General features: G+C 65.4%; 16 protein-coding genes and 1 pseudogene. 10 read left to right on the forward strand and 7 right to left on the reverse strand.

All coding sequences use genetic code 11. The annotated features are described in order from the left end of the window. Positions 1-10: 10 nt before the first annotated feature. From narI to moaA, 7 genes and pseudogenes are all read left to right on the forward strand, one after another. Positions 11-700 carry a respiratory nitrate reductase subunit gamma gene (narI, locus tag ACSJDS_RS02910; protein ID WP_473032035.1) on the forward strand — a complete coding sequence of 230 codons (690 nt, stop codon included), beginning with the start codon at positions 11-13 and terminating at the stop codon, positions 698-700. Positions 701-877: 177 nt separating this feature from the next. Next, positions 878-1,698 (forward strand): annotated as a pseudogene (locus tag ACSJDS_RS02915) (peptidylprolyl isomerase). A 106-nt stretch (positions 1,699-1,804) separates the two neighbouring features. Further along, entirely contained in the window at positions 1,805-2,389 is a 585-nt protein-coding gene (gene moaB, locus ACSJDS_RS02920) for a molybdenum cofactor biosynthesis protein B (RefSeq protein WP_473032036.1), read from the forward strand. Beyond that, positions 2,386-3,627, forward strand: coding sequence for a molybdopterin molybdotransferase MoeA (locus ACSJDS_RS02925; RefSeq protein ID WP_473032037.1), 1,242 nt, complete (start codon positions 2,386-2,388; stop codon positions 3,625-3,627). The genes moaB and ACSJDS_RS02925 overlap by 4 nt, the downstream gene beginning before the upstream one ends. After that, the gene (locus ACSJDS_RS02930) at positions 3,587-4,330 is read left to right on the forward strand and encodes a Crp/Fnr family transcriptional regulator (protein WP_473032038.1); all 744 of its coding nucleotides are present in this window, start codon (positions 3,587-3,589) and stop codon (positions 4,328-4,330) included. The genes ACSJDS_RS02925 and ACSJDS_RS02930 overlap by 41 nt, the downstream gene beginning before the upstream one ends. Before the next feature lie 49 nt (positions 4,331-4,379). Further along, a complete protein-coding gene (locus tag ACSJDS_RS02935) occupies positions 4,380-4,787 on the forward strand; it encodes a putative zinc-binding protein (protein ID WP_473032039.1) in 408 nt (135 codons plus the stop codon). Next, positions 4,784-5,773: a GTP 3',8-cyclase MoaA gene (gene moaA / locus ACSJDS_RS02940; RefSeq protein WP_473032040.1), complete on the forward strand. Its 990-nt coding sequence runs from the start codon at positions 4,784-4,786 to the stop codon at positions 5,771-5,773. The genes ACSJDS_RS02935 and moaA overlap by 4 nt, the downstream gene beginning before the upstream one ends. A gap of 9 nt (positions 5,774-5,782) precedes the next feature. On the opposite strand, the gene ACSJDS_RS02945 is transcribed toward moaA, so the two are convergent. After that, a complete protein-coding gene (locus tag ACSJDS_RS02945; protein WP_473032041.1) occupies positions 5,783-6,697 on the reverse strand; it encodes a LysR family transcriptional regulator in 915 nt (304 codons plus the stop codon). Between the two features lie 157 nt (positions 6,698-6,854). Between ACSJDS_RS02945 and aptA the strand changes: the two genes are divergently transcribed. Together aptA and ACSJDS_RS02955 are read left to right on the forward strand one after the other, a co-directional pair. Next, a complete protein-coding gene (gene aptA / locus ACSJDS_RS02950; RefSeq protein WP_473032042.1) occupies positions 6,855-8,198 on the forward strand; it encodes an omega-aminotransferase AptA in 1,344 nt (447 codons plus the stop codon). A gap of 35 nt (positions 8,199-8,233) precedes the next feature. After that, complete coding sequence (locus tag ACSJDS_RS02955) at positions 8,234-9,724, forward strand: CoA-acylating methylmalonate-semialdehyde dehydrogenase (protein WP_473032043.1); 1,491 nt, start codon at positions 8,234-8,236, stop codon at positions 9,722-9,724. Between the two features lie 129 nt (positions 9,725-9,853). Here the strand turns inward: ACSJDS_RS02955 and ACSJDS_RS02960 are convergent, their stop codons facing one another. The 6 genes from ACSJDS_RS02960 to ACSJDS_RS02985 form a co-directional block, all read right to left on the reverse strand. Next, positions 9,854-11,266, reverse strand: coding sequence for an amidase (locus ACSJDS_RS02960; protein ID WP_473032044.1), 1,413 nt, complete (start codon positions 11,264-11,266; stop codon positions 9,854-9,856). 6 nt (positions 11,267-11,272) lie between these two features. Continuing rightward, the gene (locus ACSJDS_RS02965) at positions 11,273-12,550 is read right to left on the reverse strand and encodes a Zn-dependent hydrolase (RefSeq protein ID WP_473032045.1); all 1,278 of its coding nucleotides are present in this window, start codon (positions 12,548-12,550) and stop codon (positions 11,273-11,275) included. A 49-nt stretch (positions 12,551-12,599) separates the two neighbouring features. Then, positions 12,600-13,418, reverse strand: coding sequence for a FadR/GntR family transcriptional regulator (locus tag ACSJDS_RS02970; RefSeq protein ID WP_473032046.1), 819 nt, complete (start codon positions 13,416-13,418; stop codon positions 12,600-12,602). Between the two features lie 51 nt (positions 13,419-13,469). Continuing rightward, positions 13,470-14,996, reverse strand: coding sequence for a sodium:solute symporter family protein (locus ACSJDS_RS02975; protein WP_473032047.1), 1,527 nt, complete (start codon positions 14,994-14,996; stop codon positions 13,470-13,472). Positions 14,997-15,008: 12 nt separating this feature from the next. Continuing rightward, positions 15,009-15,248, reverse strand: a complete 240-nt coding sequence (locus ACSJDS_RS02980) for a hypothetical protein (protein ID WP_473032048.1) — start codon at positions 15,246-15,248, stop codon at positions 15,009-15,011. A gap of 222 nt (positions 15,249-15,470) precedes the next feature. Then, entirely contained in the window at positions 15,471-15,713 is a 243-nt protein-coding gene (locus ACSJDS_RS02985) for a hypothetical protein (RefSeq protein ID WP_473032049.1), read from the reverse strand. A gap of 141 nt (positions 15,714-15,854) precedes the next feature. Here ACSJDS_RS02985 and ACSJDS_RS02990 point away from each other — a divergent pair, with 141 nt between their 5' ends. Then, entirely contained in the window at positions 15,855-17,531 is a 1,677-nt protein-coding gene (locus ACSJDS_RS02990; protein WP_473032050.1) for a BCCT family transporter, read from the forward strand. Positions 17,532-17,535 lie beyond the last annotated feature (4 nt).

Genomic DNA, 17,535 nt, shown 5'->3' on the forward strand with positions numbered 1-17,535 from the left:
GAGAATCACCATGTCTGCATTCGGCACCTATCTCGACCACCTGATTTACGGCTACTACCCGTATCTGGTCGGCACCGTCTTCCTGGTCGGCAGCCTGCTGCGCTACGATCACGGGCAGTTCACCTGGAAGACCGGCTCCAGCCAGATGCTGTCGTCGAAGAACATGCGCCTGGCCAGCAACCTCTTCCATGTCGGCATCATCGTGATCTTCTTTGGCCACCTGTTCGGCATGCTGACCCCGCACTGGGTCTACTCGCCCTTCCTCCACGCCGGCACCAAGCAGTTGATCGCCATCGTGGTGGGCGGGGCCGCCGGCATTGCCTGCCTGGTGGGCGGCGCCATGCTGCTGCATCGCCGCATTACCAACCCGCGGGTTCGCGCCTCCTCCAGCACCATGGATACCCTGATTCTCGGGCTGATCGTCTTCCAGGCGGCGCTGGGCATGATCACCGTCCTCTTCTCGCTGGGCCACCTGGACGGCGAGATGATGGTCACCCTCTCCAGCTGGGCCCAGGCCATCGTCTTCTTCGGCGGCGGTGCCGCTCAGTACATGGAGGGCGTGTCCTGGATCTACAAGCTGCATATCTTCGTGGGCCTGACCATCATCCTGCTGTTCCCCTTCTCGCGGCTGGTGCACGTGTGGAGCATTCCGCTGGGCTATATCACCCGTCGCTACCAGTTGGTGCGCAAGCGGGGCTGATGAGGGGCACTGCTGGCGACGCGGGGCGCCGGGGCAGGCCGAGAGGAGGTCCTATGCCAGGGATGGCATCGGTAGCGCCCAGGGACGGGTTTACAGCGCCTCCTCGCCGGCCTGCCGCCGGATCAGCCCCGCCCACCGGTGCTGGGGCCATGAATTGAGCTGTAAGGGTTTATCACCATGCAAAAGATCGATATCGAGATGATCCCGGGGGGCGCGAGTCCCCTCCCATCCGGGTCGGCGGCGCCACCATCGAGGAGGCCGCCATCGCCCAGGAGATGCAGTACCACCCCGCGGCCAGCGCCGGCGAGGCGCAGCTCGAGGCGGCTCGGGCCCTGGTGGTGCGCGAGCTGTTGCGTTCACGCGCCGCCCAGCTGGGGCTGGTCGCGGCCGACAGTGCAGATGACGGCGACAACGACGCCGCCATCGCCGCGCTGCTGGATCGCGAGCTAGAGGTGCCGGAACCCAGCGAGGCGGACTGCCGGCGCTTCTTCGAGGCCGACCCCGAGCGCTTCAGCGAGCCGACGCGCCTGGCCGTACGGCATATCCTCCTACCTGCGGCGCCGGATGACGCCGAGGCACGGGACGCCGGCTATCGGCAGGGCGAGGGGCTCATCGAAGCGCTTGTCGCTGCGCCCGAGCGTTTTACCGAGCTGGCCATGCGCTACTCTGCCTGCCCCTCCAAGGACGAGGGCGGCGAGCTGGGCTGGCTGGCGCCGGGCCAGACCGTGGCCGAGCTCGACCGCGCCCTGCATCACCTGCCGGAGGGGCTGCACGAGCGACCTCTGGCCTCGCGCTATGGCTGGCATGTGGTGCTCATCGACCAGCGCCTGGAAGGGAAGACGCTGCCCTTCGACGAGGTGTTCGACCGGGTGCGTCATAGCCTGCGCGAGCAGTCCACGCGTCGCGCCCTGCGTCATTACCTGCTGGCGCTGGAAACCGACATCGGCGTCGAGGGCATCGCCCTGGATGACGACAGCGCCAACTCGCTGATGCAGTAGAACTCCCCGCGCGAGCAGGCGTTTCCGGTGAATCACTGCGCTGCGCGGTGCCCGCTTTCCTCATATCCATGTCGCCGCTCGCGTCGCGGGCGGTGAGGAGAATCCCATGGCCCATGTTCACGCCAATACCCCCTTCGCGCCGCTTGGTATCGCCGTGCTGACCGTCTCCGATACCCGCGGCTACGACCGCGATGGCAGCGGTGACCTGCTCAGCGAGCGGCTCTCCGAGGCCGGCCACGCGCTGGTCGAGCGACGTATCGTGCCCGACGATATCTATCGCATCCGGGCGGTGGTCTCCAAGTGGGTGGTACGCGAGGATATCCAGGTGATCCTGGTCAACGGCGGCACCGGCTTCACGGCGCGCGACACCACCCCCGAGGCGCTGGCGCCGCTGTTCGACCGCGCCGTGGACGGCTACGGCGAGCTGTTCCGCCAGCTCTCCTATGAAAGCATCGGCACCTCCACCATCCAGTCCCGTGCCGTGGCCGGCGTGGCCAATCGCACCCTGATCTTCGCCATGCCTGGCTCGCCCAAGGCCTGCGCCACCGCCTGGGACGGCATCCTGGAAAGCCAGCTCGATGCCCGTACCCGGCCCTGCAACTTTGTCGCCATGGTCCTGCCCGAGGCGTCCGGCTGCGACTCCCGCGACCCGGAGACGGCGCCTGACCATGGTCAAGGAGTGCGCGCATGAGCTGTGCCAGCCTTGCCAAGGGACTGCTCGATCTGGAGGAGGCGCGAACGCGAATCATCGCCGCGGCCAGGCCGCTGACCGGGGAGGAGCGCCTGCCCCTGGAGCGGGCCGCCGGACGGGTGCTGGCCGGTGACCTGGTAGCGCGGCTCGATATGCCGGGCATCGACAACAGCGCCATGGACGGCTACGCCCTGCACCTGGCCGAGCTGAGCGAAGCGGGGCTGCCGGTGGTCATGCGGGTGCCGGCGGGCGCCGGTGCCCAGCGGCTTCCCGAAGGGGGCTGTGCGCGGATCTTCACCGGCGCGCCGGTGCCCGAGGGGGCCGACTGCGTGGTCCCCCAGGAGCGGGTGCGGCTGGATGACGACGGGCGGATGCACGTGGTGGGCGAGGCCAGGCCCGGGGCCAATATTCGTCGCCGCGGTGAGGAGTACCGGGTCGGCGACACCCTGCTGCCGGCCGGGACGGCGCTGAATGCGCCGGCGCTGGCGATGCTGGCCAGCCAGGGCATTGCCGAGGTGCCGGTGTTGCCGCGTTTGACGGTGGCGCTGATATCCACCGGCGATGAGCTGATTGAACCAGGGATACCCTACGAAACCGGTCAAGTATACAATAGCAACCGGGTGATGTTGCAGGCACTGCTGGAACAGGCCGGCTGTGACGTGCTGGATCTCGGCATCATCGCCGATACGCCCGAGGCGTTGCACGACGCCTTCATCGCCGCCCGCGATGGGGCGGATCTGGTGATCTGCACCGGCGGGGTCTCGGTGGGCGAGGAGGATCACGTGCGTCCGGTGCTGGAGCGCCTGGGTGGGCTGGACTTCCACGGCGTGGCCATGAAGCCGGGCAAGCCGTTTGCCTTCGGCCATTTGGACGATGGAACGCCGGACGGCGTGCCGCTGATCGGCCTGCCGGGTAACCCGGTGGCCTCCCTGGTGGGCTGGCAGCTGCTGGCCAGGCCCTTCGTGCAGGGCTGCCAGGGGCGTGAGGTATCACCGCTGCAGCAGTTCGCCGTGCGCGCGGGGTTTTCCCGGCGGGCGAGTCCCGGGCGGCGAGAGCTGCTGCGGGTGGTACTCGACTGGCGGGGCGGCCAGCCGGTCGCTCTGCTGGCCGGCGGCCAGGGGTCGCACATGCTGCGGGCCGCCAGCCAGGCACACGGCTATCTGATGATGGTCGCTGACAAAGACGTGGAGGAAGGTCATGACTACCCCTATCTGCCCGCCGGACAGTTCGTCGGCTGACCTGCTGTTCAAGCCCAAGCAGCTGCGCGAGCTGGTGCTGGGCATCCCCTGGCTGGGTCAGCTCGAGGACGACGAGGTCGAGTCGCTGCTGGAAGACTCCGAACTTCTCGAGCTGAAGAACCGCGAGTGGCTGTTTCGCCAGGACGCCCCGGCCTACTGGCTGTATATCGTCATCAACGGCGCCGTGCGCCTGACCCGCTCTGCCGGCGATGGCCGGCTGGCGACCATCCGCTGCGTGGAGCGCGGCGGTACTCTCGGCGAGCTGAGCATGGTCTCCAGCGCCGGGGTCTATCTCTATTCGGCCGAGGCGCTGCGGCGCACCCATGTGCTGGCGATTCCCGCCTCGCGCTGCCGGGAGATCATGGATCGTCAGCCCGCCTGCCGCGCCGAGTTCATGAGCCGGCTGGCGCTGGAGCTCACCGAGCGCCTCGAGGACCTGGCGCTGCTGACCCAGGCCGATGCCATGTCACGGCTGGTCAGCTATATCCTGCGCCAGCTGCCCTCGGGCCGCGCCAAGGGGCCCCGGGTGGTGCGTCTCTCCATCCCCAAGCGCTGGCTGGCCTCCCAGCTGGCGATGACGCCGGAGACCCTGTCGCGCCTGCTGGCCAAGCTGCGCGACAGTGGCGCCATCAATATCGATCGCCAACGGCTGACCGTGCTCGACGAACAGAAGCTGCGCGACGCCATGGTCACCGACGACTGACGCCACGCGGCGACAGCGCGCTACGCAACACTGCAACCGGGAGGCACCTATGCCCCGAACCGCTGACAAACCGCGCACCCTGGTCTACTCCTGCTCGGGCTGTTCGGACGTGGCCCAGCTTGCCAACGATGTGGCGCTGCGCCTCGACCACGGCGGCGTCGCGGAGATGTCGTGCATCGCCGGCGTCGGCGGCGGGGTGCCGGGGCTGGTCAAGGTCGCCCGCTCCGGGCGCCCCATCGTCGCCATCGACGGCTGCCCGATGCACTGCGTCAGCCACTGCCTGGACAGGGCCGGCGTCACCGCCACCGAACACGTCAAACTCTACAAGCGCGGCCTGCGCAAGCGCCGCGGCCAGCGCTACGGCGAGGACGTCGTGGCCGAGGTGGCCGAGGATGTCGGCGAGCTGATCGCTCGACTGCCCCTGCATGCCGGCGCTAGCGTGGAGGCGCGTCGATGACCGCGCTGATCGACGGCTTCGGCCGCACCGTCCGCTACGTTCGCCTCTCGGTCACCGATCGCTGCGACTTCCGCTGCGTTTACTGCATGGCCGAGGAGATGACCTTCCTGCCCCGCGCCCAGGTGCTCACCCTGGAGGAGATGGCCACCCTGTGCCGGGCCTTCGTCGAACTCGGGGTGGAAAAGATTCGCCTCACCGGCGGCGAGCCGCTGGTCAAGCGGGGCATCGAGACCCTGGTCGCCGAGGTGGGCACGCTGCCGGGGCTTTCCGACTTCGCCATGACCACCAACGGCGCCGGCCTGGTCAAGCACGCCCGCGCCCTGTATGAGGGTGGGCTCAAGCGTCTCAACGTCAGCCTCGACACCCTGGACCCGGCGCGCTTCCGCGCCCTGACCCGCACCGGCGAGCTGGCCAAGGTGATCGACGGCATCCGCGCGGCCCGGGAGGCCGGGTTCGCGCGCATCAAGCTCAACGCGGTGATCCTCAAGGGGCGTAACGACGATGAGGTCCTCGACCTGGTCGAGTTCGCCCGCCGGGAGCGGGTCGACATCAGCTTTATCGAGGAGATGCCGCTGGGCCAGGCCATCGGCCACGACCGCGCCACCACCTTCTGCTCCAGTGACGCGGTGCGCGCCATCATCGAGACCCGCCACGCCCTGGTGCCCACCACCGAGACGACGCTCGGGCCGTCGCGCTACTTCCGCATGGCCGACAGCGACTCGCGGATCGGCTTCATCTCGCCCCACAGTCACAATTTCTGCGACGCCTGCAATCGGGTGCGGGTCACCGCCGAGGGGCGCCTGCTGCTCTGCCTGGGCAACGAGCACTCGGTGGACCTGCGCGCGGTGCTGCGCCGCCACCCCGGCGACAGCGAGCGCCTGAAAGAGGCCATCGTTGCCGCCATGGCGAAGAAGCCTGAGCGCCACCACTTCACCACCGATGGCGATGTCCAGGTGGTGCGCTTTATGAACATGACGGGGGGGTAGGCGAGACGCCTACTCACCGATCAGCCTCCTCAGCTCTTCCAGAAAGCCCTCCAACACCAGGTTGGGCTGGGCCCCCTTGCGGGTGATGGCGCTGTAGTGGGTGTCATAGCGCCACCGCTCGGGATCCAGGGCGCGCATCCGACCGTCACGGACCCAGCGTTCGGCGTAGTGGGTGGGCAGATAGCCGAGATAGCGGCCGGAGAGGATCAGGAAGGCCACCCCCTCGCGGTCGCTGGCCGAGGCGGCGGTCCTGAGGGGCTCGTGAACGCCCTTGATCTCGGGGGTCTGGGCATAGGCGGGAACCACGGCATCGTGGCTGGCCAGCGCCGCCTCGTCCACTTTCTCCACCGCGAACAGCGGGTGCTCATCCGAGCAGTAGAGCCGTGATGCCTCCTCGTAGAGGGAGAGGTAGTTGAGCCCCGGCAGGACCTTGAGGTCCGGGACGACGCCGGTATGCAGGCGTCCATCCAGCACCGCCAGCTCGATATCGCTTGGCGGGATCATGCGAATATTGATGCGCACCTCGGGCCCGCGCTCTTTCAGAGCACTCAAGGCGTGGGTGATATGCATCTCGGGCATGGTTACCAGGTTGTCGGTGATGCCGATATTGAGTTCGCCCTTGAGCTGGGCGTGCAGCGCATTGACTCGAGTGCGAAAGCCTTCCACCGCGGCGAGTAGCTGAAGCGTCGACTCATAGACCTCGGCGCCCTCATCGGTCAGTGAGAAGCCGCTGCGGCCGCGCTGGCAGAGGCGCAGCCCCAGGCGCGTCTCCAGGTCGTTCATGGCCATGCTGATGGCGGCCCGGCTGATGCCCAGCTCCACCTCGGCGGCGGAGAAACCGCCGCACTCCACCACCTTGCGGTAGATACGCAGCAGACGCAGATCGGCGTCGCCCAGCTGCCCCATCGTGACCCCCTTGCCCATGCCCCGCTCCCGGCCAGAAAATTAACCCTGAGTTTACATGAAAGTAAGTTTTTAAAAATTTAACTGACTCATGGGGCCGCCTAGCCTGTGGCTATCAGCACCGCGAAGCGACCCGCCGCGGCATATCCACAATGACAAGCTTATGCGAGGCCCTACCATGACCGCCCAGGCATTTCCCTATGCGGCCGGCTTGAGTGCCGATCAGTTGGACGCCTACTGGATGCCCTATACCGGCAACCGCCAGTTCAAGCGCGACCCGCGCATCATCGTCGGCGCCCAGGGCAGCTATCTGATCGATTCGGAGGGGCGCCGGGTCTTCGATGGCCTCTCGGGCCTCTGGACCTGCGGTGCCGGCCACTCGCGACCCGAGATCGCCGACGCCGTGAGTCGTCAGCTGCGCGAGCTCGACTATGCGCCGGCCTTCCAGTTCGGTCACCCCAAGGCCTTCGAACTGGCCCACCGCCTGCGTGAGCTGACGCCAGCGGGGCTCGATCATGCCTTCTTCACCGGCTCCGGCTCCGAGAGCGCCGACACCTCCCTGAAGATCGCCCGCGCCTACTGGCGCAAGAAGGGCAAGCCCACCAAGACCAAGCTGATCGGGCGCGCCAAGGGCTATCACGGGGTCAACTTCGGCGGCATCAGCCTGGGTGGCATTGGCGCCAACCGCGCCCTGTTCGGCCAGGGCGTCGATGCCGACCACCTGCCCCACACCCTGATGGCCGAGAACGCCTTCACCCGCGGGATGCCCGAGCGCGGCGCCGAGAAGGCCGAGGAGCTGTTGGAGCTGATCGCCCTGCACGACGCTTCCAACATTGCGGCGGTAATCGTCGAGCCCCTGGCCGGCTCCGCCGGGGTGATTCCGCCGCCGGTCGGCTACCTGCAGCGGCTGCGCGAGATCTGCGATGCGCACGATATCCTGCTGATCTTCGACGAGGTGATCACCGCCTTCGGGCGCATGGGGGCCATGACCGGCGCCGAGGCCTTCGGCGTGGTCCCCGACATGATGAACTTCGCCAAACAGCTGACCAACGGCGCCGTGCCCATGGGCGGGGTGATGGTCAAGGGCGAGATCTACCACACCTTCATGGAGCAGGGCGGCCCCGACTACATGCTCGAACTCCCCCACGGCTACACCTACTCCGGCCACCCGGCGGCCTGCGCCGCGGCCCTGGCCTCGCTCGACATCCTCGAGCAGGAGCAGCTCATCGAGCGCGTACGCCAGATGAGCCCGCTCTTCGAGGAAGCGCTGCACGGCCTCAAGGGCAGCCGCTATATCAGCGACATTCGCAACTACGGGCTCGCCGGGGCGCTGACCATCGAGGCCTATCCCGGCGAGCCGGCCCGCCGGCCCTTCGAGATCGCCATGAAGTGCTGGGAGAAAGGCTTCTACGTACGCTACGGCGGCGACACCATCCAGCTCGGCCTGCCCTTTATCGTCGAGCGCGAAGAGATCGACCGCCTCGTCAACGCCTTGGGCGAATCCATCGGCGAACTGGACTGAATTCCCCCTGTAACCGAGCTATCAAGAGGAACCCAATGACAACACTCGGCCATCTGATCAACGGCGCACGCGTCGACCGCGAAGGACGCTCCCAGGAGCTCTTCAATCCATCCACCGGCGAGGTCAAGGGGCGGGTAAGCCTGGCGTCCAAGGCCACCGTGGAGGAGGCCATCGCCGCCGCTCAGGCCGCCTTCCCGGCCTGGCGCGATACGCCGCCGGCCAAGCGGGCCAGGGTGATGTTCCGCTTCAAGCAGCTGCTCGAGGAGCGTGCCGACGAGATCGTGCGCCTGGTCGGCGAAGAACACGGCAAGATCGTTCACGACGCCCAGGGCGAGCTGGCCCGCGGCATCGAGAACGTGGAGTACGCCTGCGGCGCCCCCGAGCTGCTCAAGGGGGAGCACAGCAAGAACACCGGCCCCGGCATCGACTCCTGGAGCGAGTTTCAGCCTCTGGGCGTGGTGGCCGGCATCACTCCCTTCAACTTCCCCGCCATGGTGCCGCTGTGGATGTATCCCATGGCCATCGCCTGCGGCAACACCTTCGTGCTCAAGCCCTCCGAGCGCGACCCCTCCTCGGCCCTGTTCGTGGCCGAGCTGGCGTTAGAGGCGGGGCTTCCCGCCGGGGTGCTCAACGTGGTCAACGGCGACAAGGAGGCCGTGGACACCTTGCTCGATGACCCCCGTGTCCAGGCCGTCAGCTTCGTCGGCTCCACGCCCATCGCGGAAACCACCTATTCCCGCGCCAGCGCCAACGGCAAGCGCTGCCAGGCCCTGGGCGGCGCCAAGAACCACGCCATCGTGATGCCCGACGCTGACATGGACAACGTGGTCAGCTCCCTGAACGGGGCCGCCTTCGGCTCCTCCGGCGAGCGCTGCATGGCGCTTTCGGTGGCGGTGGCGGTGGGCGACGAAGCCGCCGACACCCTGATCGCCAAGATGCAGGAGCAGATGACCTCCCTCAAGGTCGGCCCTTTCCACGATGCCGGGAACGACTTCGGGCCGGTGATCACCCAGGCCCACCAGGAGAAGGTGTGCGGCTACATCGACAGCGCCGAGCAGCAGGGGGCCAGCATCGTGGTGGATGGTCGCGGCGTGCAGGTCCCCGGCCATGAAGGGGGCTTCTATGTGGGCGGTACCCTCATCGACCGCGTGACGCCCGAGATGACCTGCTACCGGGAGGAGATCTTCGGCCCGGTGCTGCTGGTGGTGCGAGTGGACACCATGGAGCAGGCGATGCGGCTGATCGATGACCACGAGTACGGCAACGGCACCTGTATCTACACCCGCGACGGCGAGGCGGCACGCTACTTCAGCGACCGCATCCAGGTGGGCATGGTGGGCATCAATGTGCCGCTGCCGGTACCGGTTTCCTATCATAGCTTCGGTGGCTGGAAGCGCTCGCTGTTCGGCGACCTCTCCGCCTATGGCCCCGATTCGGTGCGCTTCTATACCCGACGCAAGACCATCACCCAGCGCTGGCCCTCGGCCGGCGTACGCGAGGGGGCGCAGTTCTCCTTCCCCTCATGAGCAGCCGAGCGGGAACGTAAAGCAGTCATCAGCGGGCGCCCAGAAGGGCGCCCGCGGTGTTAGCGTGTCAGTCATCAGCACCACCGTGCGGCAGTTGGGGTGCCGGGCGTCATCCCGGCACCTGTGCGATCAGCTCGTGGGAGAGGGCATGTCTGGCAGGAGGTCCTCCAGCAACTGCGCGGCATGAAGGACCTTGAGATCCTGAAAGCGTGGGCCAACCAGATGCAGGCCGACCGGCAAGCCTTGGGCATCCAGGCCGCAGGGCAGCGAGGCTGCAGGCTGTTGCGTCAGGTTGAAGGGGTAGCTGAAGGGTGTCCAGTCCATCCATTCACGATAATGACCACCTGGTGGGACGTTATGCCCCGCCTCGAACGGGGCGATGGGCATGGTGGGCGTTACCAGCAGGTCATAGCGCTCATGGAATCCCTGCATCTTCGCGATGAGTTGCTCCCTGGCGCGGCAAGCGGTGAGGTAGTCGCGCAATGGAATCGCGGCACCTCGCCGGGCGATAGCCAGAAAGTCCGGATCCAGCAGTGACTGCTGGGCACTATCCAGGCGCTCCAGTACCTGGCTCGCACCGGCAAACCAGAGGGTATTGAAGACCTCCAGCGGAGAGTCGAAACCTGGGCCCACCTCTTCGATCGTGGCGCCCAGCGCCTGCAGCGCTTCCACGGCTTCCCTGACGCGGGCCGCAATGTCCGGCGCGACATCCACATAGCCCAAGTCGGGGCTAAAGGCGATTCTCCATCCTGCCAGCGAGTCGGGAGGCGGGCTCAGCCAGTCATCGGCGCGCGGGTTGCCCAGGTAGCCGTCTCGGGTATCGGGTTGAGCCATGACACTGAGCATCAGGGCGCTGTCGGCGGCGGTACGGGTCATCGGGCCCAAGTGTGAGAGCGGCCCCATGACGCTGGCCGGCCACTGGGGCACCCATCCAAAGGTCGGCTTGAGGCCGAAGGTGCCGGTGAAGCTGCAGGGGATGCGAATCGAACCGCCCGCGTCGCTGCCCTGGTGGAGAAGGCCGAGGTTGAGCGCTGCCGCTGCCGCAGCGCCGCCCGAGGAGCCGCCTGGCGTCAGGCGGTGATCCCAGGGGTTGCGGGTGACACCGTGAAGGGGGTTGTCTGTCACGCCCTTCCAGCCAAACTCCGGCGAAGTGGTCTTGCCGATAATCACCGCGCCGGCTTCACGCAGGTGGCCGCTGATTGGGGCATCGGTCTCCCAGGGGCCGTCCGGGCTGCTGGTGGCTGAGCCGAATCGGGTCGGCAAGCCAGCTGTCAGCGTCAGATCCTTGATGGTGGTGGGGATGCCGTCGAGAGGGCCGCTGGGCGTGCCGGCCTGCCAGCGTGACTCGGAAGCGCGAGCAGCGGCTAGTGCGCCCGCTTCGTCTACATGGGCGAAAGCGTTGACGGCGGGGTTGTCGCGGCGGAGGCGCGCCAGGCAGTCCTTGGTCAGTTCCACCGGCGAAAGTTCTCGGTGGCGAAACAAGCTGAGCGCTTCAACGGCGCTCAGGTCGGCGAGTTGTGTCGGAAGGGCGGTCATGGTCATCGCATTTCACTCCACGGCTTCGCCTGCGATTCCGGCCTGCTCCAGCATGGCGTGAAGCAGCACGTTGCAGCCGTCATTCAAGTCGCTAGCCTTGGCATTCTCGATTTCGTTGTGACTGATGCCGTTTTCGCAGGGGACGAAGATCATGCCAGCCTGGGTGACACGCCCCATGAAGATGGCATCGTGACCGGCACCGCTGACGATATCCATGTGCGCACAGCCGATGGCTTCGGCAGCACGACGTACCGCCCCCACGCAGCTGTCGGCAAAGTGTTCCGGTAAGAAATCCGCCGTAGGCGTCAGCTCGAACGCCAAGCCATGGCGTTGGCTCGTCTCCTGGATCACCTGGTGGAGTTCCTCGGCCATGGCGGTGAGCCTCTCGCTCTCGAAGTGGCGCAGGTCAATCGTCATCGTTACCTGGCCGGGTATGACGTTGCGCGAGCCTGGGTGCAGGTTGACGACCCCGACCGTGCCACGGCCGTGGGGCTGATGCGCGTTGGCAATGCGGTTGACCGCTTGGGTAATGTCAGCTGCCCCGACCATCGCATCGCGGCGCAGCGGCATCGGGGTCGGGCCAGCATGGGCCTCCAGCCCGGTCAGGGTAAGGTCAAACCACTTCTGGCCTAGGGCCCCCACGACGACTCCTACGGTGTTGCCGGTGTCTTCCAGAAGCGGTCCTTGCTCGATATGGCACTCGAAATATGCCTTGATGTGGTCAGGAGTGACGCAATCTTCCCCTCGGTAGCCAATGGCCTCAAGGGCGTCACCGGCGCTGATGTTCTCCGCATCGGTGCGGGCCAGCATCTCCTCCAATGCTAGTTGGCCGGTGAAGGCCCCGGAGCCCATCATGCAGGGCGCGAAACGGCACCCCTCTTCATTGCTCCAGGCGACGACCTCTATGGGGGATCGTGTTTGGATATCATGTTGATTCAGGGTGCGAATCACCTCCAAGCCGGCCAGCACCCCGTAAACGCCGTCGAACTTGCCGCCGGTGGGCTGGCTGTCGAGGTGGCTGCCGGTCATGACGGCTGGGCTGTCGGGCTCCTGGCCTTCTCGGCGAGCAAAGATATTGCCAATGGCATCAATCCGGATGGTGCACCCCTCGGCGCGGCACCACTCGATAAACAGGTCTCGTGACAGGCGGTCAAGGTCGGTGAAGGCCTGGCGGTTCACGCCCCCCTTTGGGGTGGCGCCAATCTTGGCCATTTCCATGAGTGCCTGCCAGAGGCGTTCACGGTCGGTACGTAGCTCGGTAGCGGGGCGCAGAACGTTAGCAATCGTCATGAGTCGCCTCTTTGTGATTGTGTGATAGGCACGGCTTGTCGCGCTGTGCTCAGCGGGCTTGCTTGATAAGATGCAGCAGTGGTGAGTCTTGCTCTGCGTCGAACAAGGTTTCCTGGGAGATCAGCATCTGGTCGGCCATTTCGGCCTCCAGGGCTGACATATGGGCCTCGGCATCCCGCATGTGCTCATCCATCAGCTGGCGAACCCGCTCCTTGTCCTCATCGCGGTACGCCTCGACCAGCTCACGGTGGTAGCGGTGGTTGGCCTCGTCGAACTGCTTGCGCTCCGGTATATAGGCCTTCTTGACTACCACCAAGTCGCGGAGCATGTCGTTGAGAAAACGACACATGAAGGCGAGCAGCGGGTTGGGGCAGGCCTTGGCCAGCAGGTTGTGAAACTCCAGCTCGAGAAAGCGCTGGCGTCGCTGATCTTCCTCGCCTGGATGATGGCATTCGCAGGCGTCGATATTGACGGCAAGGCTCTCCAGCGCCTCGGGACTTAGCTTCCCCACGACGGAGACCGCCAGTTCCACCTCCAGCAGGCGACGCAGCTGATAGACCTGGTGGCCATCTAATGAGCGGAAGTGCAGGAAATTGCGCAGCATGCGGCTGGCTGGTTCCATGCTCGGGGTATGTAAGATTGCCCCGCCGCCCGGCCCCGTTTTCAGGGTCACTAGCCCTTCGACCTCGAGGATCTTCAGGGCCTCGCGCACCGTGCCTTTGGCACAGCCGTAGAGTTCCATGAGGGTCTTTTCGTTGGGAAGGCGGTCGCCTTCGGTCATTCCCTCGGTCGCGATCCAGCGCTTGATATCGTCGCTGATCAGCTCAGCCAGCTTCTGTCGACGACGCGGTGTCGGGGTCTGGACCATGGATGGTTCCTTGTAAAAATGGGGCCTGCTGGGCAGGCCCCGTGAGATGGATCAGCGCGCCGTAGCCGCCTCGCCAACAGGCTGGGAGGCGCCCTCCAGACGCTCCGGGTGATATTCAGCGTCGTACTCTTGACGAGCCAGGGCAAAGCGCTCTACTACCTCGTGATCCTTCCGCTTGAGCACCAGGCTCAGACCAACGAAGAGCCCACCGTTGAGTAGCAGTCCCCAGATGCCGGCATGCAGTCCCAGCGGGTTACTGACGGTAGGACCATAGGTAAGCACCAGCACACAGAGTACGCCTGTCAGCAGGCCCCAGAAGGCTGCCATCGGATGGGCGCGACGCCAGGTGATGGCACCGATAGTCGGCACAATCAGCTGGGCGGTGCCCGCCAGGGCGGCGATGCCGATGGTCACCAGCAAGCCAGGCACGGTCAGGGCCAGGATATAGGCGGCCAGCGAGAAACCGACCAGCGACAGACGGCCGATGGTCACGATGCGTGCCTGGCTCGCCTTGCGGTTCACATAGCGCTGGTAGATATCCATGGTGACCACGGTAGAGACTGCGTGAATCTGCGAGTTGGCGGTGGACATGGCGGCGGCGGCACCGGCAGCCATGATCAGTGAAGCGAGCAGATATGGCGCATAGTTCATCAGCATGACAGGCAAGATCTGGTCGGCATTCTCAAGGCCTGGTTCGAGAATCACGCCGGTGTAGCCGGTCAGCACGGAGCCGAAGTAGGCGAAGGCCGCCAGCCCCAGCAGGAAGGGCATCAGGTTGAACAGACGGCCGCTTTTCACCGAGTACATGCGCAGCCAGATCTGTGGTCCCATGAAAGCCCCGATGGCCACGATCACGAATAGCGAGAACCACATGCTGTAGCCCATGTTGCCGTTCGGTCCCGGCATGGTCAGGTGGTCGGGTGAACTCTGCTGAAGCTGTGCGAACAGCGCCGCTGGCCCCCCCACTTGCAGCGAGATGTAGTAGCCGGCAAACATCATGCCGAAGAACAGTAGCGCACCGTAGATCACATCGGTCCAGGCGATTGCACGGATGCCGCCAATCCACACGTAGACGATGATGATGAAGTAGAACAGCAGGGCCGCCAGCCAGAAGGGAACGACGCCACCCGAGGCAACCTCAATCAGGTAGGCACCGCCGGTCAACTGGATCTGCAGATAGGGCACCGTAAACACCAGCGTGATCAGGACGACCAGAATACGCAGTGCTTCGCTGTTATAGAAGTCACCCATCAGATCGGACGGGGTGAGGTAGTTGAAGCGCTTGCCCAGGAACCACACGCGCTTGCCGACCCAATAGTACATGAAGCCGAACAACAGGTTCCATGCGAGTGCGGTTAGGTAGACGGGGCCGCTGGTATAGAACGTTGCGTTCGAGCCCAGAAAGGCAAAGGCGCTCCACCAGGTAGCAGCCACCGTGAAGAATACGGCGATGCTGCCCATGGCTCGACCCTGCACGAAGAAATCTTCGCTGGTGTCCTGAGACTTCCTTGCGGACACAACCCCCACGAGCAAGGGGATGATCATGAACGCTGCGATGATGAAGATGCTACCAGTCATGGTGTGGCCTCCTTAACGGCTGCGCTGGGTGGCGGGCACGCTGCCGCTTCCCCAGTTGGTCAGGTAAGCCACAAGGAACAGACCGGTGAGGAAGCTCCACCAGACGAGGTTCCAGACGAACAGAAACGGTACGCCCATGATCATGGGGTCGACCTTGTTGGCAATCATGATCATCGGGCTTTCGAGCATCAAGAAGCCCAGTAGCATGCCACCGTATATGGCAAGTTTGCGTGGAGGAAGGGTCTTTCTCATCGTTACATCCCCTTATTGTGGTTGGTGGGGCGGTCGCTCCTCCTGGTCGATGCCAGGAGGGGAGGTGCTCGTGCTGGCGAGCCAACAATTATTATATTTATGCGAATAAATAGACCATAGAAGCCGCCCTCCAAACCTGTCAAGCAATCTTCCCAGGGCGGGAGAGTACCGGTGGGGGCATAAGTGGAAGATGGGATTCGGGTGGCCTTTAAAAGTCCTTCGTTAGTCGTTTGATTTTATGGGTTTTTTGGTCGGGGAGGAGTTGTTGGTCGTCCCCCGTCTGAGCAGGCTCTTAATTCTGTTTAAGGGTCTGCCGGGCTCCTCTTTCAGGTTGTCGAAGTGCTCGCGCATGGCATCGATATGTTCGGCTTCTTGAGTGCAGGGCAGTGCCCGGTATTGTCCGGCCATCACCCCATCTACCGCCGCCTGATGTGGCCGCTCGGGCAGGACAGTCCTGGCAGCCATGGACATTTTTCGCCTTATGGATACTGTTGACGCCTGATGGGGAGTGTTTGTCGTTTTATGTGTTAAAAAAGTCGTCTAGTGTATGGTTATCTCCTCAGCGTCGGGCAGGATGTCGGCACTGTCGCTTCATAGGAGATACCCATGACCGATTCGCAAGGGCCTGTTCCCGGCGCCGAGGCTGACTCCCATCGCTACTATGCGCTGGTGGAGCAGCAGGGCCTGTTTCGTGGCAGCCACCGCGGCATGACGCTCTGGGCCGCCGGCATCATTCTCGCCTTCGTGCTCTTCTCGGCGCTGGACACCGAGCTTGCCGGCAGCGTCTTCGGCACCGCCAGGGCCTGGATCGAGAGCACCTTCAGCTGGTACTACATCATCACCCTGGTGTTTCTCATCGCCGTCTGCTTCGGCCTGCTGCTCAGCCCCTTCGGGCGCATCCGCCTGGGCGACGATGACAGCCGCCCGGAGTTCTCCACCTTCGCCTGGATCGCCATGCTGTTCTCGGCGGGCATCGGCATCGGCATCCTGTTCTTCGGCGTCGCCGAGCCGCTCTTCTACCTGGATGACCGCGGCGCCTTCGGCTACCCCAACAGCCCCTATGCCGACCTGGCCGGGGCCACCGAGATCGGCCACGAGCGTGCGGTGACCGCGCTCTCGGTGACCTATTTCCACTGGGGGCTGCACGGCTGGGCCGTCTACGTGCTGGTGGGGCTGTCGCTGGCCTACTTCGCCTACCGCAAGAAGCTGCCGCTGGCGCTGCGCTCCTCGCTCTACCCCTTCATCGGCAAGCGCATCTATGGCCCCATCGGCCACCTGGTGGACCTGCTGGCGGTCTTCGGGGCGGTGTTTGGCGTGGCCACCTCCCTGGGCCTGGGGGTGAGCCAGATCGCCACCGGCCTGGAGCGGCTGTTCGGCATCGATCCGGGCAACCCGACCCAGCTGACGCTGATCGCCGGCATCAGCGCCCTGTCGATCCTGTCGGCGGTCTCCGGGGTGGGTCGGGGCATCAAATATCTCTCGCAGTGGAACATCGTGATGTCGCTGCTGCTGCTCGGCTTCTTCCTGTTCGGCGGCCCCACCGCCTGGCTGCTGGGCATGTTCGGCGAGTCGCTGGGCCACTACCTGGGCAACTTCGTGCAGATGGGGCTGTGGTTCCCCCAGGAGGAGGGGGCGGCCCAGTGGCAGGGTGACTGGACCATCTTCTACTGGGGCTGGTGGCTGGCCTGGGCTCCCTTCGTGGGGCTGTTCATCGCCCGTATTTCCCGGGGCCGCACCCTGCGCGAGTTCATGCTCTGCGTGATGCTGATTCCCACCCTGATCATCATCGGCTGGCTCAGCGTATTCGGCGGCGTGGCCATTCACCAGGAGCTGACCGCCAAGGGCGGCGCCGGCAGCGCCGGGCTGATCGAGCTGGTGCGCAACTGGAACCTGCCGGCGGCGCTCTACGCCACCATCGACGGGATCAGCGCCACCCCCTGGCTCTCCTGGGCGGTGTCGGCCCTGGCCACCTTGCTGCTGGCCAGCTGGTTCATCACCTCCTCGGACTCGGGTACGCTGGTGATCACCACCATCCTGTCCCTGGGCAACGATGATCCGTCCAAGCCGATGCGCATCTTCTGGGGGGCGGTGATCGGTGCGGTGGCCGCGGTGCTGCTGGTCGCCGGCGGCCTGGGGGCGCTGCAGACGGCGTCGATCGCCGCGGCGCTGCCGCTCAGCGTGGTGATCATCCTGATGACGCTGGGGATCCTCAAGTCGCTGTTCCAGAATCCCGCGGCGGTGCGTCTGCCCGCCGGGGCGGGAGCCTCCCGCAAGGTCGGTTGAGGAG

The sequence above is a fragment of the Halomonas sp. SL18_1 genome (assembly GCF_055755715.1).

Coding starts and splice junctions, on each gene's coding strand:
- ACSJDS_RS02935 (WP_473032039.1), top strand. CDS start 4,380: ATGCCCCGAACCGCTGACAAACCGCGCACCCTGGTCTACTCCTGCTCG.
- ACSJDS_RS02975 (WP_473032047.1), bottom strand. CDS start 14,996: ATGACTGGTAGCATCTTCATCATCGCAGCGTTCATGATCATCCCCTTG.
- moaB (WP_473032036.1), top strand. CDS start 1,805: ATGGCCCATGTTCACGCCAATACCCCCTTCGCGCCGCTTGGTATCGCC.
- ACSJDS_RS02960 (WP_473032044.1), bottom strand. CDS start 11,266: ATGACCATGACCGCCCTTCCGACACAACTCGCCGACCTGAGCGCCGTT.
- ACSJDS_RS02985 (WP_473032049.1), bottom strand. CDS start 15,713: ATGGCTGCCAGGACTGTCCTGCCCGAGCGGCCACATCAGGCGGCGGTA.
- ACSJDS_RS02970 (WP_473032046.1), bottom strand. CDS start 13,418: ATGGTCCAGACCCCGACACCGCGTCGTCGACAGAAGCTGGCTGAGCTG.
- ACSJDS_RS02980 (WP_473032048.1), bottom strand. CDS start 15,248: ATGAGAAAGACCCTTCCTCCACGCAAACTTGCCATATACGGTGGCATG.
- ACSJDS_RS02965 (WP_473032045.1), bottom strand. CDS start 12,550: ATGACGATTGCTAACGTTCTGCGCCCCGCTACCGAGCTACGTACCGAC.
- moaA (WP_473032040.1), top strand. CDS start 4,784: ATGACCGCGCTGATCGACGGCTTCGGCCGCACCGTCCGCTACGTTCGC.
- ACSJDS_RS02930 (WP_473032038.1), top strand. CDS start 3,587: ATGACTACCCCTATCTGCCCGCCGGACAGTTCGTCGGCTGACCTGCTG.
- ACSJDS_RS02925 (WP_473032037.1), top strand. CDS start 2,386: ATGAGCTGTGCCAGCCTTGCCAAGGGACTGCTCGATCTGGAGGAGGCG.
- ACSJDS_RS02990 (WP_473032050.1), top strand. CDS start 15,855: ATGACCGATTCGCAAGGGCCTGTTCCCGGCGCCGAGGCTGACTCCCAT.
- narI (WP_473032035.1), top strand. CDS start 11: ATGTCTGCATTCGGCACCTATCTCGACCACCTGATTTACGGCTACTAC.
- ACSJDS_RS02945 (WP_473032041.1), bottom strand. CDS start 6,697: ATGGGCAAGGGGGTCACGATGGGGCAGCTGGGCGACGCCGATCTGCGT.
- aptA (WP_473032042.1), top strand. CDS start 6,855: ATGACCGCCCAGGCATTTCCCTATGCGGCCGGCTTGAGTGCCGATCAG.
- ACSJDS_RS02955 (WP_473032043.1), top strand. CDS start 8,234: ATGACAACACTCGGCCATCTGATCAACGGCGCACGCGTCGACCGCGAA.